The sequence below is a fragment of the Salmonirosea aquatica genome (genome assembly GCF_009296315.1).
GTDB classification, from domain to species: Bacteria; Bacteroidota; Bacteroidia; order Cytophagales; family Spirosomataceae; genus Salmonirosea; species Salmonirosea aquatica.
Genome location: NZ_WHLY01000002.1, coordinates 301273 through 325325 on the forward strand (window position 1 = coordinate 301273; position 24053 = coordinate 325325).

Annotated in this window: 22 protein-coding genes; 10 read left to right on the plus strand and 12 right to left on the minus strand. The window is 48.3% G+C overall.

All coding sequences use genetic code 11. The features are described 5' to 3' along the window. Positions 1–21: 21 nt before the first annotated feature. The 7 genes from recN to GBK04_RS02215 all read right to left on the minus strand — a co-directional run bounded on the left by recN (position 22) and on the right by GBK04_RS02215 (position 8104). Positions 22–1716 carry a DNA repair protein RecN gene (gene recN / locus GBK04_RS02185; protein ID WP_152756456.1) on the minus strand — a complete coding sequence of 565 codons (1695 nt, stop codon included), beginning with the start codon at positions 1714–1716 and terminating at the stop codon, positions 22–24. A gap of 390 nt (positions 1717–2106) precedes the next feature. Further along, positions 2107–3006, minus strand: coding sequence for a type IX secretion system protein PorD (porD, locus tag GBK04_RS02190; RefSeq protein ID WP_444544421.1), 900 nt, complete (start codon positions 3004–3006; stop codon positions 2107–2109). 23 nt (positions 3007–3029) lie between these two features. Beyond that, entirely contained in the window at positions 3030–4241 is a 1212-nt protein-coding gene (gene coaBC, locus GBK04_RS02195) for a bifunctional phosphopantothenoylcysteine decarboxylase/phosphopantothenate--cysteine ligase CoaBC (protein WP_373330648.1), read from the minus strand. A 95-nt stretch (positions 4242–4336) separates the two neighbouring features. Continuing rightward, a complete protein-coding gene (locus GBK04_RS02200; RefSeq protein WP_152756459.1) occupies positions 4337–4654 on the minus strand; it encodes a DNA-directed RNA polymerase subunit omega in 318 nt (105 codons plus the stop codon). A 35-nt stretch (positions 4655–4689) separates the two neighbouring features. Continuing rightward, on the minus strand, positions 4690–5601 hold the full coding sequence (locus tag GBK04_RS02205; RefSeq protein WP_152756461.1) for an outer membrane protein assembly factor BamD: 912 nt from the start codon (positions 5599–5601) through the stop codon (positions 4690–4692). A 73-nt stretch (positions 5602–5674) separates the two neighbouring features. Then, the gene (locus GBK04_RS02210; RefSeq protein WP_152756463.1) at positions 5675–6301 is read right to left on the minus strand and encodes a T9SS type A sorting domain-containing protein; all 627 of its coding nucleotides are present in this window, start codon (positions 6299–6301) and stop codon (positions 5675–5677) included. 324 nt (positions 6302–6625) lie between these two features. After that, positions 6626–8104 carry an OstA-like protein gene (locus tag GBK04_RS02215; protein WP_373330649.1) on the minus strand — a complete coding sequence of 493 codons (1479 nt, stop codon included), beginning with the start codon at positions 8102–8104 and terminating at the stop codon, positions 6626–6628. 202 nt (positions 8105–8306) lie between these two features. On the opposite strand from GBK04_RS02215, the gene tilS reads away from it, so the two are divergent. The 3 genes from tilS to GBK04_RS02230 all read left to right on the plus strand — a co-directional run bounded on the left by tilS (position 8307) and on the right by GBK04_RS02230 (position 12615). Beyond that, positions 8307–9599 (plus strand): tRNA lysidine(34) synthetase TilS, encoded by a 1293-nt coding sequence (gene tilS / locus GBK04_RS02220; protein ID WP_373330650.1) that lies wholly within the window; start codon positions 8307–8309, stop codon positions 9597–9599. Positions 9600–9831: 232 nt separating this feature from the next. Next, positions 9832–12114 (plus strand): OmpA family protein, encoded by a 2283-nt coding sequence (locus GBK04_RS02225; RefSeq protein WP_373330651.1) that lies wholly within the window; start codon positions 9832–9834, stop codon positions 12112–12114. Positions 12115–12348: 234 nt separating this feature from the next. After that, positions 12349–12615: a rhodanese-like domain-containing protein gene (locus tag GBK04_RS02230; protein ID WP_373330652.1), complete on the plus strand. Its 267-nt coding sequence runs from the start codon at positions 12349–12351 to the stop codon at positions 12613–12615. Between the two features lie 50 nt (positions 12616–12665). Here the strand turns inward: GBK04_RS02230 and dapF are convergent, their stop codons facing one another. Both dapF and rplS read right to left on the minus strand, forming a co-directional pair. Beyond that, positions 12666–13454 carry a diaminopimelate epimerase gene (dapF, locus tag GBK04_RS02235; RefSeq protein WP_152756469.1) on the minus strand — a complete coding sequence of 263 codons (789 nt, stop codon included), beginning with the start codon at positions 13452–13454 and terminating at the stop codon, positions 12666–12668. Between the two features lie 154 nt (positions 13455–13608). Beyond that, complete coding sequence (gene rplS / locus GBK04_RS02240) at positions 13609–13986, minus strand: 50S ribosomal protein L19 (RefSeq protein WP_152756471.1); 378 nt, start codon at positions 13984–13986, stop codon at positions 13609–13611. A 142-nt stretch (positions 13987–14128) separates the two neighbouring features. Here rplS and GBK04_RS02245 point away from each other — a divergent pair, with 142 nt between their 5' ends. Both GBK04_RS02245 and GBK04_RS30255 read left to right on the plus strand, forming a co-directional pair. Beyond that, positions 14129–15610, plus strand: coding sequence for an NAD(P)H-hydrate dehydratase (locus GBK04_RS02245; protein ID WP_152756474.1), 1482 nt, complete (start codon positions 14129–14131; stop codon positions 15608–15610). 230 nt (positions 15611–15840) lie between these two features. Then, a complete protein-coding gene (locus GBK04_RS30255; protein WP_373330653.1) occupies positions 15841–15999 on the plus strand; it encodes a hypothetical protein in 159 nt (52 codons plus the stop codon). A 17-nt stretch (positions 16000–16016) separates the two neighbouring features. Here the strand turns inward: GBK04_RS30255 and feoB are convergent, their stop codons facing one another. Together feoB and GBK04_RS02255 are read right to left on the minus strand one after the other, a co-directional pair. Next, positions 16017–18209, minus strand: a complete 2193-nt coding sequence (feoB, locus tag GBK04_RS02250; RefSeq protein WP_152756476.1) for a ferrous iron transport protein B — start codon at positions 18207–18209, stop codon at positions 16017–16019. 41 nt (positions 18210–18250) lie between these two features. Next, positions 18251–18481 (minus strand): FeoA family protein, encoded by a 231-nt coding sequence (locus GBK04_RS02255; RefSeq protein ID WP_152756478.1) that lies wholly within the window; start codon positions 18479–18481, stop codon positions 18251–18253. Between the two features lie 263 nt (positions 18482–18744). Here GBK04_RS02255 and GBK04_RS02260 point away from each other — a divergent pair, with 263 nt between their 5' ends. The 5 genes from GBK04_RS02260 (at position 18745) to ccsA (GBK04_RS02280) (ending at position 23609) form a co-directional block, all read left to right on the plus strand. Beyond that, positions 18745–19407: a heme exporter protein CcmB gene (locus tag GBK04_RS02260; RefSeq protein WP_373330654.1), complete on the plus strand. Its 663-nt coding sequence runs from the start codon at positions 18745–18747 to the stop codon at positions 19405–19407. A 95-nt stretch (positions 19408–19502) separates the two neighbouring features. Beyond that, positions 19503–20198 carry a cytochrome c biogenesis protein CcsA gene (ccsA, locus tag GBK04_RS02265; protein WP_152756481.1) on the plus strand — a complete coding sequence of 232 codons (696 nt, stop codon included), beginning with the start codon at positions 19503–19505 and terminating at the stop codon, positions 20196–20198. Between the two features lie 74 nt (positions 20199–20272). Further along, positions 20273–20491, plus strand: coding sequence for a CcmD family protein (locus GBK04_RS02270; RefSeq protein WP_152756484.1), 219 nt, complete (start codon positions 20273–20275; stop codon positions 20489–20491). An 83-nt stretch (positions 20492–20574) separates the two neighbouring features. Further along, a complete protein-coding gene (locus GBK04_RS02275) occupies positions 20575–21009 on the plus strand; it encodes a cytochrome c maturation protein CcmE domain-containing protein (RefSeq protein ID WP_152756486.1) in 435 nt (144 codons plus the stop codon). After that, the gene (ccsA, locus tag GBK04_RS02280) at positions 21006–23609 is read left to right on the plus strand and encodes a cytochrome c biogenesis protein CcsA (protein WP_152756488.1); all 2604 of its coding nucleotides are present in this window, start codon (positions 21006–21008) and stop codon (positions 23607–23609) included. Before GBK04_RS02275 ends, ccsA (GBK04_RS02280) begins: the two co-directional genes overlap by 4 nt. Positions 23610–23626: 17 nt before the next feature. On the opposite strand, the gene GBK04_RS02285 is transcribed toward ccsA (GBK04_RS02280), so the two are convergent. Continuing rightward, positions 23627–24025, minus strand: coding sequence for a VOC family protein (locus GBK04_RS02285; protein WP_152756490.1), 399 nt, complete (start codon positions 24023–24025; stop codon positions 23627–23629). Between the last annotated feature and the right edge of the window lie 28 nt (positions 24026–24053).

Consider the following 24053-nt stretch of genomic DNA (forward strand, 5'->3'; position numbering starts at 1 on the left):
GTAGGTTAAGAAGATAGCGTTTTAAAAAAGTTTGGTTTGCGTTTTTTCATTCATGTGGGCAGTAGTATGGGTCAGGATCTCACGGGCATTGCTTACTACGGTTTCCGAGGGTCTGTTGCCACCGATCATCTGAGCTATTTCCCCTACCCGTTCCTCGAAGCCCAGGCGCCGAATCCGGCTGACGGTTTTATCCGAAGAGTGGTCTTTGTAAACAAAATAATGAGCCGATCCCTGAGCGGCGATCTGGTGCAGATGCGTGATGGCAATAATCTGGTGGTTTTTGGCCATCTGCCGCATCATATTTCCCATTTTGATTGCAATTTCACCCGAAACACCCGTATCGATTTCGTCAAAAACTATTGTCGGAAGTTTGCGTTTGTCGGCCAGGATGTATTTAATTACCAGCATCAGACGCGAGAATTCGCCCCCTGATGCTACATTTTTTAACTCCTGGGGACGAATTCCTTTATTGGCACTGAACAAAAACGAAAAAAAGTCGATCCCATCGCTGGTAGGGGGTACCTCAGAAATCTCAATACTGATGGATGCATTGGGCATTCCCAGATCGATGAGTCCTTCGCATACATTTTTCTCAATCGCCTTCGTGACGTTCTTTCGGGCTGAGGAAAGTTTCCGTGCACTCTGCATCATGCGGTCATGCGTGCGCTCAGTATTTGTCAGAGCCTTGGCCAGTTCATCGTCCATGTTCAGGACTTTGCTTACCTTTTTTTCCAGACTAGCCTGAATCTTCAGTAGGTCAGCGACCGCACGTACCTGATGCTTCTGTTGAAGTTGGTAAATCAAATCCAGTCGCTCACGGACCAGGGTACTGCGGTCATCATCCACCTCAACCTGTCCACCGGCAGTTCCGATCTCATCGGCCAAATCCCGTAATTCGATCAGGGTACTTTGGGCACGGTCGCGTAGGGTAGCATAGTCCTGCACCAGGCGGCTGGCCTGGGTAAGGGTACTTACAGCGTTCTTTAACAGATCAAGAATCGATTGTTCGGGATTATCCAGGTAGTCGTAAGCCAATTGGAGCTTTTCCTTGATTTCTACGGCGTTTTCCAGCAGATTCAATTCCTTTTCCAGCGTTTCCTGCTCGTCAAGCGTCAAGTTCGCTTCGGTGAGCTCCTGATAAAGAAAATTATTGTAGTCAAACTCCCGCCGCAAGCGGTCGGTTTCCTTTTTCAGGGTTTCGTACTGTTCTTTTGCCTGCCGATAGTTCCGATAATCATTTCGGTATTTTTTGAGCAGATTTTCAGTTTGGGCATACACATCCACCACTTCAAGCTGAAACTCATTATTGCCCAGCATGATGGAATCGTGCTGGGAATGAATATCCATCAGTTGGTTGGTTACCCGCCGCAACGTCTCGAGGTTCACAGGGGTATCATTCACAAAGGCCCGTGACTTGCCACTGGGGCTTATTTCACGGCGCACAATGCAATGGGTGCCAAAATCGAGCTCTTCTTCTTCGAATACGTGCTCAAGCGCATAGCCCAGCACATCATAGGTACCTTCGATGATGCATTTTTTAGCAGAATCGTACAAGGATTTCGTATCGGCCCGGTTTCCCAGCAGCAGGCCAATAGCACCCAGCATGATGGATTTCCCAGCTCCGGTTTCACCCGTGATGATATTGAGCTGAGGATCAGGCGCTAATTCGAGATGCTCAATGAGCGCATAATTTTTTATAAGGAGATTCGTGAGCATAAATAGGGGCTACCTGGCTTTCGTCGCGAAGGTAGCAACAAATCAACAATTCAGAAACGTGTGCGGTTCGATGTCGCTACGGGAAACAGAAGATATTTCCCCGGGCGGTCTTTCAGGCTAAAGAAGCGAGCAGCCAGGGGCCGGGAATTTACCTGGAACTTCGGCAATCCTGGATAATTTCCTCGACATCGGATAGTTTTATTTCATGGGAGTGCGAGCGTAAATCTTTAATTGTCAATATGTTATCAATCAAAGATTTCAAGCTACCAAAAAGAGTGTGTCCATTGCGCAGAACCACATGTACCTCTCTGTCCAGGAGGGTAGGAAGTGAATTAGGAATAGCCGGGGCGAAGGTGCGAATCAGGCGTTTGCTCATAGCGAAGAATCCCTTTACTGGATCAATTTCCGATATAGCTCGGTCTTGGTAGGATCCAGCGAAGAAAGTAGGGTAAAGGCCTGCTGGCGGTCGTCGGGAGAAGCCTCCCTGAACATATTGTAGAGTTCCTCCGACTTGGCATCAAAAAATGAATTGACGACTACCGCGCCGGGTCGGAGTTGTGCTACCTGCTTCAGAGTTGTAAGCATTTCCATACCTTTTTTACGGCTCAAACCCGGTGTCTCGGTCACGGTGTCGAGTCCCAGACGATGGTAGTTGTACAAACCTTCCCTGAAGGGCAGAAATTGCTGACTCATCAGATTCTCTACCAGCCAATACCGGTTCCGGGTCTCGGCGGGGTTTGAGTTCCAGGCTTTTTGAAAGGGCGAGGCATTGCGCGCGAGATTTGTCAGGTTGAAGGCCCGCTGTAAATAGGGGGTACCCCCTACTTTACTGAACGAATCGTAATCGAGGGTAAGGGCAATTAACGAATAAAAGGCGAGGGTAAAGGGTAGCTCGTCCGTATAGTTGTTTTCATTAAAAAACATGGGTGTATTGGGCAGGAACGTAAAATTGAAATTACGGTCGACAAAACTGAACAGGACAGTTTCATAGGTAGCATTATACACGGGCCGCGTAACGATCAGCTGGGCATTGGCTTCATAACTTCCCTGAGTTACCGAACGAATCAGGTTTACGTTTAGTTTGCATTTAATCCGCTCTTCGGGCGCGAACTGATCGTTAGTCCAGCGGGTATTATTGATGAAATCACTCATGTAGGTTTTGAGCTGATTCATGGTCTGTTCGTCCGTTTTTTGTTGGGCAAACAACTGGTCGTAATTCAAATTGACCGTACAGTTTATTTCCTGTGCCTCTACGAGTGTAATTCTACTCATCAATACACCAATCAGCATACTCCACCTAATCCAGTAGTTTTTCATGCTTCGCTCCATTTTTCGGTGATAATATCAAGAATATCCTGGGCAACCTCCTCTTTCTTTTTGAGTTCAAAATGACGGATCAGTCCCTCCCTGTCAATAACGGTGATCTTATTGGTATCGTATGCAAATCCTGCACCTGGGTCATTGAGCGAATTCAGGACGATGAAGTCTAGGTTTTTGCTTTCCAGCTTGCGGCGGGCGTTTTCCTGTTCATTCTCCGTTTCCAGGGCGAATCCTACCAGCAGTTGATGTGCGCGCTTCTGTCGCCCCAGCATGAGGGCTATATCCGGAGTTTTAGTCAGATTGAGTTCGAAGGTACCTTCATGTTTCTTGATTTTCTGCTCCGCTACCTCCGAAGGGGCGTAATCGGCCACTGCCGCCGCAAAAACGACCAGATCGCTCGCGGCAAAGTACTCCTGGCTCGCCTCCAGCATCTGCCGGGCAGAACGTACCTTCACCAGCCGTACAGCCGCATCTGGCGCATCGAGCCCTACTGGCCCACTCACTAAAGTCACGTCCGCCCCAGCCTGCGCAAACGTACGGGCGATTGCATACCCCATCTTCCCACTCGAATGATTACTTATGTAGCGAACAGGATCCATAGCCTCCTGGGTAGGTCCCGCGGTGATCAAAACCCGTTTACCCGCAACTACGGGCCGATGATTAAAATGCCGTTGCAATGCTTCCAGTAGTATTTCCGGCTCAGCCAGACGTCCCTCCCCTACCAATCCGCTCGCCAGTTCTCCGTACTCCGCTTCAATGAGTATATTACCGTAAGAACGCAAACGCTGAATGTTGTGCAGAGTGGAGCCGTGGCGATACATATCGAGATCCATGGCGGGTGCAAAGAATACCGGACACCGGGCCGACAGGTACACCGCAGTCAGCAAGTCATCACAAAGGCCATTGGCGCATCGGGCCAGCGTGTGGGCAGTAGCCGGTGCGATTATAAAGGCGTCAGCCCACAGACCGAGTTCCACATGATTATTCCATTGACCTATGCCATCGTCGCTGGCATAGGTAGACAGAACCGGATTTTTGGATAGGGTTGCCAGGGTCAGCGGCGTTATGAATTCGGTTGCGGCGTGGGTCATTAGTACCCTTACTTCGGCTCCCGATTTCACCAGCAAACGTACCAGTACAGCCGATTTATAGGCGGCAATGCTCCCGGAAACGCCTACCAGTATTTTTTTTTCAACCAAATTCACAATAGCAAGATTTTGGTAAAATCAATCCATTGATTTACAAAAAACCAGCCATACGGGCTCGCATGGCTGGCTAAAAAGGGGAAAACCCGAGTACTCTAGTTGTTTTCTTCCAGTTGCCGATAGGCATGGTAGGTTTTTCCCTCCATAAACTCGTCAATGGCCATGCTACCTGCTTTAGGCATACGCTCATAAAACTTCGAAATTTCAATCTGTTCGCGGTTTTCAAATACCTCTTCGAGGTTATCCACCCCGGAAGCGAACTCAGCAAGTTTGTTGTTGAGTTCCTCTTTCATTTTACTTGAAAGCTGACGGGCACGCTTGGAAATTACGGAAACCGATTCGTACAGATTACCCGTCTGAGCGGCGATCTTATCGGTATCACGCGTAATGATGGATGGATTAATGGAAGCCATAGGATTTATTAGTCTGGTTTGTATTGTGCTCTTGGTTAATTTTCGATAGATGAGGTAGTAACCTTAGCAGGTTTCGTAGCAGGATCTACCTTCTTTTCAAGATTTTTCTGCTTCTCTTTCTCTAAGGCCGCAATCCGTTCCAGTTCTTCCTCACTATTGGAATACAATTTCTCAGCATCCTTTAAATAAGAACTCTGAGGATATTTGTCAACAAATTCCTGGTAGTATTTTACCGCGGCTTGGTAGCGCTCTTTCTGCTTATCCGCAAAACTGCTTTTAGCCAAAGTATATTGGGCGTCTACCTTCAGGTAGGAAAGCTCTTCATTATATTGAGAATCTGGAAAATCCTTTTTGAAGTTATCAATTGAGATTACCGATGATTTCAAGGAAGCCAAGTTAAAATCACTGATTTTATAATATAACTTGGCCTTCTCATAAGCCTTCAATTCCAGTTTTCGGCGCAGTTCCATGATATAACCCGTGCACTCGTTTCGAAACGGACTTTCAGGGTAGGCATTGATAAAATCCTGGAGGGCGGCGATGGCGGTCATAGTACTGGTCTGATCCAGTGAAGCGGGCGCTGAGTCCTTATACAACGAGTAAGCGTGCATATAAAGGGCTTCCTGGGCGTAATCACTGCGCGCATAGGTATCGTAGAATTTCTTGAACAGGAACTGACTCATATTGTACTGCTCCTGTTGATACTGCGTGTAGGCGTAGTAAAATTGCGCCATTTCCGATTCCGTACTTCCTTTCAGCAAAGGAATCAGTTCTTCGAAAAGTAGACCGGCGCGGTAAAAATCACCCTTTTGATAGTATTCAAGGGCGGCTTTGTATTTTTCATCATCCGTACCCGACTTTTGCAACTTTGAAAATTTACTACAAGAGGTAAGTAGTGAGAAAGCAAATAACAGCAGGAGGATAGCAGGAATTGTGTTCTTTCGCATAGGGCTGCAAAGGTAATAAAAAAGCTACTCCGATCATAACGAACGGGTAGCCAGGAAAGTATCCAAAAACAAGCTATTGCTGATGACGCACCAGCATTTTCTTGGTGGCCACTTTCTTACCGTCTACTGCGAGTTGGTAGAAATAAACGCTAGTTGGCATTTCGCGGGTATTGATGCGCAATTTGCGGTCGTTTTTGTCCAATGCATACTCAGCTACGGGAGAACCTAACACATTGTAGATGATCACTTTTGCATCACGTACAGAATTTTGGACAGTATAATCCAGTTCAGCAAAGTCGCTGGCCGGATTGGGGTACACATTCGAAACCGTAATGCGATCACTAGAGTAGAGTTGCTCATCAGCGCCACGGGTCTTTTCTTCAAAACCGTAGGTCCGGCGCTCTGTACGCTCTACTGACAGGGGATTGACTTCACTGTTATCGGCTGCCGTGGTACCGGCGGCCACGGGGTTGGCAAAAAGCAAAGCGCGATAGTAGCTGTTGAGTGCTTGAGGTTTCTGAAGCCCCAGCGGCTTGAATTCTATAACCGAAGGCTTAGGTACCAACGCCGGACGATCCAGGCTCATGGATTTTTGCTGGCTCGGCATGTTCAGGCGGCTGCTGTTAGCAGGTACCTGAGCGTATGCCTCCGAGAGCGACAGGATGGAGATAATATATGCAAAAAGTATAGTTCTCTTCATGGCAAATTTGATAGCAATAGAAAACGGATTTATCCGTATGATTTACAAAAATATATAAAAAAAATAGCAGGTTCAAAGTTTATTGTGCAAGCGGGCATTAAAATTTCATTATAATATACCCAATCCAGCTTTGGCTACACATAAAAATAACACAAAAATTATGCTAGGTGTTTTCAAATCATGGCTCTTTTGCTTGATTCACAGATTTATATTTTACTTTTTTTGTTTCTACAGTATCTTTTTTTTGAGGTTCAGGGGCATCTTCCTGCGCCCAAATGGTTTGGGGCAGGGTAGGTTTTTCGGTAATGCGCCAGTTAAAACCCTCTAACTGGCGCTCGGACGACTGGATATTCTGGGGGGGATTAAGCTGCCCACCGGTCGGCCCAAAAAGGCAATGCGGTTTACCCGGTTATTTTTGAACTGCAGATTCATTTTTCCGCATTCCACCCGGTTTAGACCAATCAACTTCTCTTCATCGTCCAGGGCGTAGTACGCACTTTGTCCATTTCCATCCACAAAGACCTGCTTCAGTTTGCTTTCCTCGGTAAAAAATGCGTTGATTGTCCGTCCTTTTACCTGATTGTACTGCTTCACAAGGGTATCTTCCGATATGACAAACGAATTGCTGCGCAAGAGCATCCGATTGACTTTGCTATTGACCAAAAAGGCACTGATCGAATCGGCCTCCATCTGGTAGGTATCACCCCACAGGATGGGATCCCGGAAAAACAGAATAGTAGAGTCCGCTGTATTGTATAGTACCGAATCGCAACGCCCCTGAAAATCTGACTTATAAATAAAAACCCGTTTATCACCAATCAACCGCCGAGTACTATCCAGCTTATTCTCAATGGAATAAAGCGTGTCGGCTCGTATGTACAGGGTATCTTCCGATACAACACTTTTGACCAGCGCATGTCCATAAACCTTTGAAAATCCTTCCAGTCCCCGATAGACGCCTTCATCGCCCAGTAAAAGCGTTTTATCCTCCTTGGCTAATATTTCCACATTGCCCTTGGCAAAACCCAGCTGTTTCTGGCTGTCGTAGAAAAGTGTATCACCAGTTAGGGTATAAGCCTCATTTTCGACCATAGTCCGGTTGCTGAAACTGGATTCCTCCGTTGCCGTATTATACTGCCCTCTTTTGGCCAGCAGGGTACCGTCCTTGTTCACGATTTTGGTAGGACCATTAAAATAAGACCATTTCGTGATGGAATTATAAATGAGGGTATCAGTGGTAAGCGTATACTTTTCATTGACCAGCTTGACATTCCCATAATAGTCGAATACTTTAGACCGGGTATTGTATATTCCTTCTTTACTCGTCAGTACATTGGCCGAATCCACCGTTCTTCCCGGTATGCGGTAATAAGCCAGACCATTAGCCATGTCGTACTCAAGTCGCTTCGAGGTCAACGTCCGTTTTTTATCGGTCAACACCGCTTTGCGACCACTCACGATTGCTAAACGGGTATCGCCATAATAAAGCAGGGTGTCACCGGTAACCGTAATCGTGTCGCCCTGCACGACCTTCACATTTCCATAGGCCTGAATCAGGTTACTGGCCACATTCTGAATCGCCAGATTGCAGTACAGAATAGATCCCTTATGCCGAAACCGAACATTATTGATGACACGCCGGATTTCCATTCCGTTTTCATTGATGATCGTCAGGCTATCCGCCCCGGGCAACAGTTCTACTTTCTCTTCCCCGCCACCTACACTTTGCCCGGGCTGACCCTGCCCAAAAGCAAATACACTACAGAAAAACAACAAAACGAAAACACTGAACCTCATCATCATGGATGCTTTGATAGGAAAGACTCCCAAACGTTTAAAAGGGTTGCCTTCCCTGGGTACTTTTTTCTAAAATTCAGGTGCAAGCAGTTTTGATGTTACCTTTGACCCGGGATTTTATGGCAAAAATACACCTTATTGCTCGCTTGGACCTATGCTGGATTCTTTTTTAACTTTTGTTAACGATCATCGGTTGCCCCTTGGTGAAATGCCTACCCTACTAGCCGTAAGCGGTGGAGTAGACTCGATGGTACTGGCCGAACTTTTCCGGCGAGCGGGGTCCCCCTTTGCTTTGGCCCACTGCAACTTCGGCTTGCGGGGCGATGAATCCGATGCTGACGAGCGTTTTGTACGGCAATGGGCGGAAAATGCAGGGGTACCCTGCCACGTTCATCTTTTTGACACCCAAGCTGAGGCTGACAAACGTCGTATTTCCATTCAAATGGCGGCCCGTGACCTGCGATATGCCTGGTTTAAAGAACTTCTCGACGGGTTTGGGTACCCCTACCTGGCTCTGGCCCATCACGCCGACGATTCGATCGAAACCGTGCTACTCAATCTGGTTCGTGGTACCGGTCTGCCTGGGATGATCGGCATTGCGCCCGTGCGGAATCGCCTCATTCGTCCCTTGCTTTATAGCTCAAAGCACGAGATTCTAAACTTTGCCCGGCATCAAAACATTCCCTGGCGGGAAGACAGCTCCAACGCCACCGATCATTACCGTCGGAATGTATTACGCCATCGAGTAGTGCCTGTACTGCAAGAGCTCAACCCATCCCTGGAAGCCACTTTCCTACAAACCTCCGAACGACTGCGAGCCGCCAGTTCGGTACTGGATGTCTATTTAGCCACCTGGAGGTCGCAGGCCGTACGTCAGGAGGGTGATACACATTTTGTTTCTATCGACATGCTACGTCGCACCCGCGAGCCAGTCTATCTGCTGCATACCGTACTGGAGCCCTTTGGGTACAGTTACGCACAAGTTCAGAATATTGTGGCAACGCTGGATGCCACGAGCGGAAAACAATTCCATTCGCACAGTCATAGTGTTGTGAAGGATCGTACCGAACTAATCATCAGTCCCCAAATCAGCACTCCAGACGTACGGTATTTGCAAATCGCCAAAGGTACCTCTCGAATCCATGTTTCCGAAAAGGGGGTACTTTTACTGACTCATCACACCTATTTCCCTACTTTTGTCCCCACCCCGGATAAACATATTGCGTACTTTGATGAAGCTCTGTTGTGCTTTCCCCTTGTAGTTCGTCCCTGGCAAATCGGCGACTGGTTCTGCCCTTTTGGCATGAGCGGAAAACGCAAGAAAGTGAGTGATCTGCTCGTTGAGCATAAAATACCAGTGTCACACAAACCCAATTGCCTGGTCCTCCTCAATGGTGACCAACAGATTCTCTGGGTTATTGGGCTACGTGCCGACGACCGTTTCCGGCTTGGTCCGCATTCGATAAAATTCCTACAGGTAGAGTACCTAATCAATGCGTAAAATCTTTCTGAAACCCACAGAAAAAAATCAGGATATAGGATATTTTTTTGAACTGAATCAGCCGTATTAATGACAAAAAAAATGATATTTTTCAGTAGTGAAAGAGGTCTTAAATAGTCAATGATTAGTTGCCATCTATATATTTTTGTACCATAATTTTTATTTTGGCATTTTCTTTGCACAGCGGTACCTTACTATACAACATTATTATCCGGTGAAACCACATTTATTTATGAAAGTATGTCGATACGCCCTCCTTCTATCTATGGGTTTGCTCCTGCTTTCAACAGGGGCCAGCGCCCAGAGTGCGCGTCTCAAAGCGGCGAACAAGCAATTTGAAAACATGAGCTACCTCAGCGCGGTGAGGGCTTATGAAGATTTTCTGCGGCTGAACAAACGCAGCGATCCCATGGAAACCCGGGAAGCCCTTGTCAATCTCGGATACAGCTACCGGCGCCTCGAGGACTCCAAAAATGCCGAACGGATTTATAGTGAACTTGTCAATAATTACAATGACCTTCCCAGCGAAGTATATTTGTACTATGCTCAGTCGCTGGCTAAGAATCGCAAGTACCGCGATTCGCAGAAGATGTACGCTAAGTACGGTGAAATGCAGACTGCCGATCTTCGGGGCCGGAAATTCACGGTTTCGTACATGGATATGAACCGGTTTTATAAAGATTCATCGTCCTATCACATCGACTATCTGCCCATCAATTCGCGGCAGGCCGATTTCAGTCCTATGTACTATCAACAAGGCCTGGTGTTTGTTTCAGCCCGGAACGAATCGGGCGTAGTCAAACGCGTTTTTAATTTTAATCAATCTCCTTTTCTGGACCTGTACTTTCAGCCCGACACCGCACTTTTTCATGTGAATGCGGAGCCGACCGCAGGTGCCGCCGTCCTGGGTGGAGGAGAACTCAACAAAGCTGAGGCTGACGGAAGCGTTGCCACCAATGAAGGTACCCTGACCAAATCGGAACTGTTCAGCCGGACACTCAACACCAAATACCACGAAGGCCCGATGACCTTTTTTAAGGATCAGAAGCGGATTATTTTTACCCGGAATAACGATGACCGCGGAAAGTCCGGTAAAAGCGACGATGGGGTTCGTAAGCTGAAACTCTACTACGCCGAGCAAGATGACAGCGGCAAGTGGGTCAATATTGAAGAGCTTCCCTTCAATAGTAAGGATTATTCCTGTGGGCATCCTGCCCTTTCACCCGATGATTCGCGGCTTTATTTTGTTTCCGACATGCCCGGAGGGTACGGCGGCACTGATTTATACGTCGTGGATTACAATGACGGTCAGTGGGGTACCCCAGTCAATCTCGGCCGTGAACTCAATACCGAGGGCAACGAGATGTTCCCTTTCGTGGCGGCTGACAACACGCTCTACTTTTCATCCGACGGCCACGAAGGCCTGGGGGGGCTCGATGTTTTCATGGCCGAAATGAAAGGGGATATTGCGGTGAATGGCGTAGAAAACCTCGGAGCTCCCATCAATTCCGAGCGGGACGATTTCGGCTTCATCACCGATACCCTACGTACCTCCGGCTATTTCAGCTCCAACCGCAAGAGGGGTGCCTCGGATGACAATATCTACAGTTTCCGGCGGCTCTGCAAAGCCATGAACATTTATGTGTATGACGCCAAAACCAAAGAGCCCATTGAGTCGGCCGACGTACGGATTGTCAAGGGCGGGGTAAACCAGGAACTGCAGCAAACCGGCATGGATGGCAGCATCAGGCTCTGTATGGACTCCAATACCGAATACGAATTCAGGGGAATCAAGGAAGGGTACGCCGCCAACAGTGTCCGTTTCTCTACCCTTACCCAGTCTACCAACCCTTCGATGGGGATTTCGATTTACCTGGATCGTAATGAAAACACTTCAATCGTGAAAGGTACCATCCGCAAGGAAGTGGATTTGCAGCCCGCCGATGGGGTTCGAGTAACGCTTCGCAATGAGAAAGACAAGACCGAAGAAACCGTAACCACGGGTCCTGATGGAGGCTATGAATTCGATATGGATCCCAATTCGAATTATACCATCACCACCGAAAAAGACCGCTACACCCGGGACCAAAATCAAATAAAAACGCCCAAACGTGGCGAAGTGGTAGAAAATAACGTGGGTATCTACGGGGAGGGCGATGTGTTCAAACTGGACAATATCTACTATGACCTTGATAAGTTTTTCATTCGTCCCGATGCCGCCAAGGAACTGGAACGTGTGGTGGCGTTGCTGAAAAAATATCCCGAAATGACCGTAGAGCTACGCTCCCACACCGATAGTCGGGCCAGTAATTTTTATAACGAAAAACTGTCCGAACGCCGGGCCCGGGCCGCTTACGACTATTTGGTGCGTCGCGGAATCAGCCCGATGCGACTGGTAGCCAAGGGATATGGAGAAACAGACCCCGTAAACGATTGTGTGGATGGCGAAGAATGCACCGAAGATGAATACCAGCTCAATCGCCGGACCGAATTTAAAATCCTGGCTGTACAGTAGCCGATTTGGTAAATGAATTTAAGGTACCTGAGTCACTTTTCTCAAAGGTACCCTTTATATCCATGAGTGCCCCGCTGCTTGTCGGGGCACTCTTTTTTGTAGAAACTCATAACTTGCGTTAAACCAGTATTCGACCAAAAGACAGAATGAGGTAAAACCTCCAAAATCTGTTATATCTCGATGAACAATCATCCAAAACCCAGAAAAACTTACACAGATATTTCACTTCCGGAAATGAAGCGAATTCAGTCAGAACCTAATACGATTGTAGTGGACGTGCGTGAGCCCTGGGAGTTTGAAGAATTCAATGAAGGCGGTATCAATATTCCACTGTCGACGATCCGAGAGAAAAGGCAAGTACTGGAAACATTCGACACGATTGTCGTTATCTGTACCAACGGTACCCGCAGCAAAGTAGCCGCGCTAGATTACTGTAGGGTACCTACCTGGGCCGACAAATCCATTTATCACCTTCGGGGAGGTATCCTTGAAGCTGAGTAAGAGGGGCGGAAGTATTTGTCAGAAAGGCAGGTAAAAGCTACGGATGGGACTTAGATTGTCTCAATTTCTAAGGTACCCTCGTACACCCGTACTGCCGGGCCAATCAGATAAATATCGTCAAATTGTCCTGATTCCAGTTTCCGGAATTCGACCTGAAGGTTTCCACCCACCACAGCGATATCAACCGGACTTTCCCAGCCAAAATGGGCGTGCGACGAGAGTGCGCAGGCCGTCACACCCGTGCCACAAGAGTAAGTTTCGTCTTCTACTCCGCGTTCGTAAGTACGTACTTTGAGAAAATTGGGAGATACAACTTGCACGAAATTCACATTGGTCCCCCCGCGAGGACCGTAGGTTTCGCCATAGCGGACGGCTCGCCCAATGGTGACTACATCGGTTTTGTCCACGTCATCGACATAGGCCACATAGTGTGGAGAGCCTGTATCCAGAAAATCGTAGGTTTCATGTTGCTCAGAATCACCTACCGGGCTCATTTTCAACCGTATCGAATGCTCATTTGCCGTCGCTTCGTGAACTCCATCCACCGCCATGAACGTGGTATGCTCCTGGAATATACCCAAATCGTGCGCAAACCGGACCGTACAGCGGCCACCGTTTCCACACATACTGCCTTCGGCGCCGTCGGCGTTGAAGTAGACCATTCGGAAGTCATAGCCAGGTTCATTCCGCAGCAAAATCAGGCCATCGGCTCCGATACCGAAACGCCGGTGGCAAAGCCGGGCTACCAATTGCGTCGAAACCGGAAATGATTCGGTCCGATCGTCAATCAGAATGAAATCATTTCCGGTACCCTGGTATTTATAGAAATTGAGAAGCATGCTTTTTATCCTTTGCTGGGTTAATTCCTGTAATGATTGTTTTAAAGAATTGGTTCAAGAGTATTCACTCCTTCCTGCTTTATATAGAAAAAGCCCCGCTGGAAAAAACCGGCGGGGCTGCTGCGACCATTGAGGTAGCCTGGAAAAACAAGGATTATGCTTTTTCAGCTACTTTGGCCGACTTCAGTTCCTTGATACGAGCCGCCTTACCCTGACGTCCGCGCAGGTAGAACAGGCGAGCCCGACGTACCTTACCCCGGCGAAGTAGCTCGATTTTGGCGATGGTAGGAGAAAGAATAGGGAAAATACGCTCTACCCCTACTCCGTTAGAAATCTTGCGCACGGTAAACGTTTCACCCGCGCTATTGGGATTACGGCGCTGAATGACGGTACCCTGGAACAACTGAAGACGCTCCTTGGCACCCTCACGGATTTTCACGTGCACAACGATGGTGTCGCCCGATTTGAAATCGGGAAATTCAGACTTACGATTCTCATTCGTAGCCTCAACGAGTTTGATTAATTCACTCATGATGATTTTTGAAAAATAAACAGGTAAAAGCTAATTTCCAGCGGATGGGGTGACGCCCCTTCATTCAAAACAGCCTGGTAAAAAACGAGTGCAAAGATAAGGGTACTTTTTGGGATATGAAAGGAATTGCTATTTTTACAATATGAAAATTCTATCCGCATCCCAGGTCCGCGAACTCGACGCCTATACCATTCAAAATGAGCCTGTTTCTTCCCTCGATCTGATGGAAAGGGCGGCGCGGGCCTTCGTGTGCTGGCTATGCGCACGCTATGACAACCGGAAGAGAATTGTAATTTTCTGTGGTAAGGGCAATAATGGCGGTGACGGATTGGCCATTGGGCGTCTTTTGTCGGGAAAAGGGTACCCGGTAAGTGTACACGTAGTGCACTATACCCAAAAAGCTACGGATGATTTTCAAGCCAACCTGGATCAACTGGGTGATTTCCTGGCTATCCATGACATCCGCCACGTCGAAGACATTCCCAACTTACCTGCCGGTGACCTGCTGATCGATGCCCTACTTGGTTCCGGACTCTCGCGCCCCGCATCGGGACTGTTGGAAAAAGTGATCGGTGCCCTAAATGATAGCCCGGCCGAAGTGATCTCGGTGGATATTGCGAGTGGCTTATACATGGATAAAGTCAACGACACCACCGATGCCGTTGTCAAACCCAACCATACGGTGAGCTTCCAATTGCCCAAACTGGCCTTCATGATGCCTCATAATGGTCCTTTCGTTGGCAACTGGCACGTGGTGGATATTGGCTTGTCACAAACCCGCATCGACCAAACTGAAACACCTTACTATTTTACGGATGCTCCTGCCGCCAGGCACCTGATTCGTGCGCGGGAAAAATTTTCTCACAAAGGTACCTTCGGGCATGCCCTGCTTCTGGCGGGTAGCTATGGCAAAATGGGAGCGGCCCAGCTATCGGGCGGCGCGTGCCTGCGAGCGGGGGTAGGTTTGCTCACGGTGCATGTAGCCCGCTGCGGGTATACGATCATGCAAATTGCCCTACCCGAAGCGATGGTGTCTGTAGACATACACGAACAATTGATTACCACACTGCCCGAGCTTGCCCCTTATACGGCTATTGGGGTAGGTCCCGGCCTGGGCAAGGAACCTCAAACTCTGAAGGCCCTGGATGAGCTGATTGAACAGGCAAAGGTACCCATGGTTTGGGATGCCGATGCTCTTAATCTTCTTTCGGAAAATCCTGACCTACTCAAAAGACTTCCTGCAGGTACCCTCATCACTCCCCACCCCAAAGAGTTCGAACGACTGGCCGGAAAGAGCAATGATGACTATGAGCGGCTGGAATTGGCTCGTCGTTTTGCACAGGAGCATTCGCTGGTGGTATGTCTCAAAGGAGCGCACACGGCCGTTATTTTTCCTAATGGCAGCGTTCACTTCAACGCAACGGGCAACGCGGGCATGGCCACGGGTGGCAGTGGTGACGTATTGACGGGGATTTTGACTTCCCTTTTAGCCCAAAAATATCCGCCTGAGGATGCTGCCCGGCTTGGGGTATATCAGCACGGCGTAGCGGGCGACCGGGCATCGCGGGCACGGTCCAAGGTATCCATGATTGCTTCCGATATTGTGGAAAACCTGGGTTGGTGAGCAGGTACCTCTTTTTTCCTGGCACCCTCTACTGAATTCTGAAAAATTTCCTTTTTCTTCCAACCTTTCAGCAACCAGGTTGCTCTAATAGGCGTATATGAGGATATAGGTAAAACTACCCGTTTTTGGAATAAGGGGATTCTACGCTATGAATTTTTTCCAGTTAGCACGAGATTTGCAAGACCTACCATTATAATAAAGCACCATTTAACAATTTATCAATATTAGCCATGATCCAACGTAATTGGGGAGCAGCAAGCTCCAACAAAAAAGAAGCCAGGTTAGCCATCGATCAGACCACGTTGCTGGGAGGATTAGGCGTACTTATTTTCGCCTACATTGTTTTTCGATTCATCTATCCGCTGGTCGAAAAAGGAGTTTTGTGGTAGAAATCTACCAATTCACATCAGCTTAGGAGCTGGTAGGTAATCCAGGCCGAGAGGTAAGCCAGCCCCATGGTGTAGAATAGCTGCACCAGGGGCCATTTCCAGCCATGAGTCTCGCGATATACTACGGCCAAGGTACTCATGCACATCATAGCAAACACATAGAACATAAGCAGGGAAAAGGAAACTGCCGGGGTGTACATAGGTCCACCCGTGCGCGGGTTCCTTTCTTTTTGTAGGCGCTGGCGAATTGTAACGGCATCTTCACTGGCATCGCCGCCAATACTATAGATTGTGGACATGGTACCTACGAATACTTCCCGGGCGGCGAAGGATGTGATGAGGGCTATCCCAATTTTCCAGTCGTAACCCAGTGGGCGAATGGCAGGCTCGATGAAGCGCCCGAAGTGTCCGGCATAAGAGCTTTCCAGACGGGCTGAGGCCACGGTGGCTTCACGTGCCTCGGGGCTCACGTTTTCAGTCAGGCTGCTCAACGCCTGTTCGCTGGCCTGTTCCATACTGTCGCCGGGGCCATACGAAGCCAGCACCCACAGTACGATGGAAATGGCTATGATGATTTTACCCGCTTCCAAAACAAAAGACTTTACGCTATCGAACATCATGATACCCAGGTGACTCCAACGGGGCAGCTTGTAGGTAGGCATTTCTAAAATAAAATAGCTGGGCTCGCGGCGGGGTATAAACAGGGAGAATAACCAGGCCGAAGCCAAAGCACCTACCAACCCCAGCAGATAGAGGCCCAGTAAAACGAGTCCCTGCAGGTTAAGTACCCCAAGCACCGTTTCGTCAGGTACCACCAGTGCGATTAGAATCGTGTAAATAGGTAGGCGGGCCGAGCAACTCATCAGCGGAGTTACCAGAATAGTGAGCAACCGTTCATAAGCATTGTTAATACTCCGGGTGGTCATGATGGCCGGCACTGCGCAGGCTACACCTGAGATAAGCGGCACCACGCTTCGCCCATTCAGGCCGAATTTGCGCATCAGCTTATCCATGATCACCATGACCCGCGCCATGTACCCCGACTCTTCCAATAACCCGACCAAGCCAAACAAAAAGGCAATTTGGGGAATAAAAATTATGACCCCGCCAATTCCAGCCATGAGGCCATCGGTTAGCAAATCATTTAAAACGCCCGCAGGCAGAGTATTCTTAGTCCATTCAATCGCCTGTGCCGTAGCCAGATCCAGCCAGTCCATCGGGTACTGAGCCCAGGCAAAAACGGCTTGGAAAATGACCAACAGTACTCCCAAAAAAGCCACATAACCCCAGAATGGATGAAGTAAGATTTTGTCAAGCCGTCGCGTCCAGGCAGGTTGGTCGCTTTCGCCTACTATCGTTACAGCTTTTTGTACCAGAGGTCGCAGACGCTCGTAGCGGGTGATGGTTTCGTAAGCCAGGAAATCGGTTTTATCAAAACCATGACTAGCCACCAAGTTATCGAGTTGGGTACGTTGCGACGGATCCAGAAACGTAAAAGCCTCGTGCTGACACACATACTGCATGGCCAGATAGTTATTTTCCAACCCAAAAGCTTTCTTGGTCTCCTCAATCAGGGCCTCGTGTTCTTCGGACGGGTCCATGAAATACGCCGACTGTGGCAGGGAAATGGTAGAGGCTCGCTGCACAGCATCACGCAGAAGTTCGGTACCTTCACCCGTCCGGGCGTTAATTTTGACTACCGGTACGTGCAACTGCATTGCCAACTGCACGGCGTTTACGCGCAGATTCATGCTATCGGCCACATCCAGCATGTTAAGTGCCAGTACCGTAGGCAAACCCAAGTCAGCGATTTCGGTGAATAAGAGCAGATTACGTTGCAGATTGGAAGCATCGGCCACCACGATAACCGCATCGGGATAGTCAGGGTGGCGGGGATTGGCCAGAATATCCATTACCACCTGCTCATCCCTGGATTTGGGATAAATGCTGTAAATACCGGGCAGGTCAATCAGAATAGCCTCAGAAGGTGTTACCGGGGACGGTGGCCGATCAGTAGTTATCTCCGGTTCGGTGGGTACTGCCACTGCCTCCGGGATGGAGGCGAAGCGCATAATACCGGATTTTTTATCGACTGTGACACCGGGAAAATTCCCGGTTTTCTGACGTAAACCCGTCAGTTGATTAAATAGGGAGGATTTACCGGAATTAGGGTTGCCAATTAAGGCAATTTTATAGGAAGTAGATCTCAATGCTAGGTGTCACCAAAATAATAGAGCTAATACGCGTGGTTTTACTCCACCACAATGCTGGCGGCTTCGTTACGCCGCAACGACAGGCAGTAGCAGCCGCCCACCCGTACACAAATCGGATCCCCAAAGGGGGCTACGGCATCCAAACGTACCTCACAACCCGGCAAGCAGCCCATTTCCAAAAGTTTCAGTGACATAGCGCGGTCGCTGAAAGACTTAATGACGGCGCTTTCGCCTTTTTTCAGGTCGGCAACATTGCGGACAGCTAGCATGGGCTTATTTAGATTTAATATAATTAAACACAAAATAAAGGCATAGACACGACATTATCAAATGATTGCCCTCATGTTTTTTAATTCCTGACCAAAGTCAGTTAGAAAGCTACTGAAGTTGGTGCGGTGGTAACGCTTTATAGCGTACTTTTGCTTACTCAATGATTAAATGACAACCTGGGGGGCTCGCTAACTGGGGGTACTTTGACCCGATCCGTCCCCACCTCAGGAAAAGCCTGATTGTCAACTGTCGACCGATAGCTTTGCAAGAAGTAAAAACCCTCATCTGGAAAGAAATCACGCTGGAATGGCGGCAACGTTACGCACTGAGCGGTATGCTGCTCTACGTAGTGAGTACGGTTTTCATATGCTACCTAAGTTTCAACTTGAAGCGCAACGAACTCACCCCCATTGTCTGGAATACGCTCTTGTGGATTATCCTGCTGTTCACTGCCGTGAATGCCATTGCCCGGAGTTTCGCCCAGGAGCGCCACGCTAGGCTACTGTATTATTACACCCTCGCCAGTCCACAGGCCATTATCCTCTCTAAAATTATCTATAATACGCTGCTGATGCTGGCATTGGCGGGAATTGGTTTTGGCTTTTACACGTTTGTGATGGGAAGCCCCGTGGTAGATCTAGGGCTTTACCTGATCAGTATTGTTCTGGGTTCAGTTGGGTTTGCGTCGGTGTTGACACTTGTGTCGGGTATCTCTTCCAAAGCTGAAAACAGTGGTACCCTAATGGCTGTTCTGAGCTTTCCGATCATCCTTCCGATGTTACTTATGACGATTCGTCTGGCAAAAAATGCACTTGATGGACTTGACCGAAGCGTGAGTACTGACGAAATAAGTACCTTGCTGGCAATAGATGCTATTGTGATCACACTTTCGTATTTATTGTTTCCTTATTTGTGGAGAAGCTGAAAATTAATTTTGAATAAATGATTGATCGAGAGAAGTAGAGAACAGTACTTTCGCCAATTTATTCACTCAATTACTCAATTCAATATTGAACGTTTATGAAAAAAAGCTGGTGGAAAATCCTGACAGTCTTCATTATGTTTTATGTCATTTTCCAGGGATTGCTGGGAGGGGTACCCCGCCAACCGATCCTGAACGAGACGATCCGTAACTTGTATTTCCACGTTACCATGTGGCCTGCGATGATTACGATGCTATTGGTATCCATGATTTACGGAATCCGTTTTTTGAGCACGAACCAAATCAGCGACGATGACAAATCGGCGGTTTTTGCCAAAACCGGAATCTTATTCGGAGTCCTGGGATGTTTGTCAGGCTCGTTATGGGCTAACTTTACTTGGGGAGATCCCTGGCCTAATGACGCTAAGCTCAACAGCGCTGCCGTGGGAATGCTGATTTATTTTGCCTACCTCTTATTACGGTCCTCCTTTGAAGATGAGCAGAGACGGGCACGTATTGCAGCGGTATACAACATCTTTGCTTTTGCTGTATTTTTGCCGTTGATTTTTGTACTCCCCCGGCTGACGGATTCGCTGCATCCCGGCAATGGCGGTAATCCGGGTTTTGGTTCGCTGGACATCGATGGGAATATGCGTATGGTATTCTATCCGGCCATCATTGGCTGGACCTTATTGGCTACTTGGATTACCACGATACGCTATCGCCTGCGGGTTATTCAGCGGGTACAGGATGAAAAAGTTTCGTTCCAGAACAATCCGGTTCCAAACCATTGAATTTTCAATTTAGTAGAATAAAACGTCATGGGGCGTTGTTCATATAGTACTATTCATTTTTCAGTTTATTTAGCATGAAACGCGTTTTTTCTCTTCTCTTAGCCCTAAACCTGATTTCGCTTTCTCTGTTTGCCCAACAATCTGATGTAGCCATGGCCGACCAAATGCGGGCCGATGGCAAAATATGGGTAGTTGTGGGCGTTATTGCGCTTATCTTTGCCGGTATTATTACGTATCTGGTCCGTTTGGACAGCAAATTAACCAAGCTGGAAAAAGATTTGAATATCAAATAACCTGATGTAAGACGTTAAATAGGAGAAGCCATCCTTCGTTAGGCCTATTATTCAAGGTTCGCTATCCAATAATCATTATCACCATGAAAAAAATCCATATTTTCGGAATCGGCGTGATTGCCATTGCTATTGCCATCATTGTATCTACGGCGGGTGACGCCAGTACCTACGTCAACTTCTCGCAAGCCGAAGAGCTTGCTCTCAACGGCAACAACGGTAGCATTCATGTGGTGGGAAAACTCAAAAAAGACGCCGCGGGGCAAATTCAGGAAATGGCTTACAAGCCCGAACTGGACCCCAATTATTTTGAATTTACTTTGCTGGACAACAACCAACGTGAACAAAAGGTAGTATACCGTAGCCCCAAGCCCCAGGATTTCGACAAGTCCGAACAAGTGGTGGTGATCGGGCGTATGGAGAAAGACCATTTTGAGGCGGAAAAAATTCTGCTGAAATGCCCATCCAAGTACAATAACGAGAAACTGGAAACTACCGAATACCAAGCCGCCCAATTATGATCCATACTGCCTACGGAGATGCTGGCCGCCTATTCGTAATCATTGCCTTTGTATCGGCTCTGGTTGCGACCTTTGCCTATTTCAAGTCCGTGATTTCTTCCACCCGGCTTGATGAGGTACCTGTGTGGAAACGATTTGCGCGGGGCGCATTCTTCATCCACGCGGCGGCGGTCGCCGGTGTGGTGTTCTGCTTGTACTGGATCATCGGCAACCACTATTTTGAATACCACTACGCCTGGGACAATTCGTCGCTCTCGCTACCTACAGGTTTTGTCATATCCAGCTTCTGGCAGGATCAGGAAGGTAGCTTCCTGCTCTGGATTTTCTGGAACGTTGTATTGGGGCTGGTTCTGATCGTAACCAATCGTTCTTGGGAAGGGCCGGTAATGGCGATTTTCGCGTTGGTCCAGGCTTTCCTCGCTTCAATGATTCTGGGAGTGGTAATTCCCGGCCTTGACCTGAAAATCGGCTCCACACCCTTCCTGCTTTTGCGGGAAGCAATGCCCGATATTCAGATCTGGCAAACCAATCCTAATTTTATCCCCAAAGACGGTAACGGCCTTAACCCTCTTTTGCAGAACTATTGGATGGTGATCCACCCTCCTACCCTGTTCCTGGGTTTTGCCACCACATTGATTCCCTTCTCATTTGCCATGGCGGGTTTATGGACCAAGCAGGTGAAAGAATGGATCCGTCCGGCTTTGCCCTGGGCGTTGCTATCGGCTATGATTCTGGGGGTAGGTATCCTGATGGGAGCGTACTGGGCCTACGAGACACTTAATTTCGGCGGGTACTGGAACTGGGATCCGGTAGAAAATACTTCTTTCGTACCCTGGCTCGTATTGGTGGCGAGTATTCACACCATGATTATCGGCCGTAGGAACGCCACAGCCCTCAAAACGTCTTTTATTCTGGCTATTGCTACCTTCGTCATGATCCTCTACTCGACGTTCATGACCCGAAGTGGCGTACTGGGTAACGAATCCGTGCATTCTTTTACTGATTTGGGCTTATCGGGTCAACTTCTCATTTACCTGATGACCTTTGTGGTGCTGGCAGTGGGACTGCTGATCGCCCGTTGGAAGCTGCTTCCCTCAGACAATGAGGAAGTATCCTCCTACTCGCCGGAATTCTGGATTTTCATTGGTGCTACCTTACTGTGTTTGGCAGGATTCCAAATTCTCGCCACCACTTCCATTCCGGTGTACAATGCCATTGCCGAGAGTTTTGGAAAAATCCTCAATCTAGCTCTTCCGACCAATCCGATCGCTCACTACAACAAGTTTCAAATCTGGTTTTTTGCTCTTATTACCCTGCTTACGGGCATTGGCCAGTTTTTCTGGTGGAAACGCACTGGAGAAGGCAGATTGGGTACCCTGTACCCACCCCTGCTGATTACGTTGATCCTGAGTGCCGTCTTTATTACGCTGGGAGAAGTTCGCACGATTTCCTATATCGTACTCCTTACCGCCGCTACCTTTGCAGTGGTTGCCAATGGTACCATTCTGCTCAATATCCTCCGGGGCAACTACAAGCTTTCGGGTGGGGCGGTAACCCACATTGGCGTGGCGCTCATGCTGATCGGAATCCTCTTTTCATCGGGTTATACCCGGGTAATATCCCTCAATAATTCCGGACTGATGATTTCCCGTTCGGAAGAATTTACTAAAAACGACAACAAAGAAAACAAGGAAAACGTAACGCTCTGGCTCAACCGCCCCGAGCAAATGGGCCAGTATATGCTGACATGGCGGGACGTGCGCGTAGAACCACGCCATATTCCCGAATACATTCCTAAAAGCTGGGTGGAGATTATCGAAAACGATTTCCACGCCGTGGCGCTGCGGGATATTGTCGTCAAGGACAAGACCTACTACAAAACCGGGGATACTTTGGAAATCTATCCCGAGAATTTTTACTACGAAATAGAGTACCGTGCTCCTTCGGGCAAGGTATTCACGCTGTTTCCAAGAGCACAGATCAATCCGCGGATGGGTCTGATCTCTTCGCCTGACATCCAGCGCAAATACGATAAAGATTTGTATACCTACGTGTCGATGGTAACCAATCCGAACGAGGAAGGCAAATGGAGTGCCACCGAAGAGTTTACGGTAGCCATGAAAGACACCTTTTTTGTGAATGACTACGTGGCGATTCTGGACAATGTTGTCCGCACGGATAAAGTGGATGGCCTTCCGCTGAGGGAGAACGATGCCGCCGTCAAAGCGATCATTCGGGTGCTCGACAGCGAAAAAGAGTACATCATTGATCCTTCCTTCGTAATCCGTGATCGTACGGTGGGCCGCAAGGCTGCGGTGAGCGATGAACTGGGCTTACGCATCCAATTCCGCGAAATAAATCCGCAAACGGGTCAATTCACCTTCGCTGTCAATACCAAACAACGCGATTTCATAGTAATGAAGGCCATCGAAAAACCCCTGATCAATGTACTCTGGCTGGGTACCTTTGTGCTGGTGATTGGGTTCATGATGGCTACAGTCCGTCGCTTCCGGGATTTTTCCAAGAATCAGAGACGGGAGATGGCCTCTCCAAAGAAGCAGAAAATCCGGACTCCTCAATTCAACGCTGACAGCGTTTAAAGCGTTGTCAGCGTTTCCTATGGATCCGCAACAATTTCTACCCGGTTACCATCCGGATCCAGTATCACGCTTTCGTAATAGCCATCGCCCGTACGACGAGGCTCACCTACGACCGTATATCCATCCGTCCGCAAACGCTCGGTTAGTGAGTCCACTTCTTCCTGGCGTCCTACCGAAAGAGCTAGATGCGTGATTCCCAGGTACTCCTCACCTATCCCGGCCCCACTTGCCGATACGGAATCTTTCTGCATGATTTCCAACCGTGCGTCTCCCCCAAAACTCAAAAAGTACGACGCAAATCCCTTACGTAGGTTTAGATACTTTTCATTGGAAGTAGCCTGGAAGTAACGGAGGTAGAAAGCACGCAAGACTTCCAATTGCGTGGTGTAAACGGCCAAATGATCGAGTCGAGCCATAGTGTTGGTAAATTAGGTGGGTTGAATT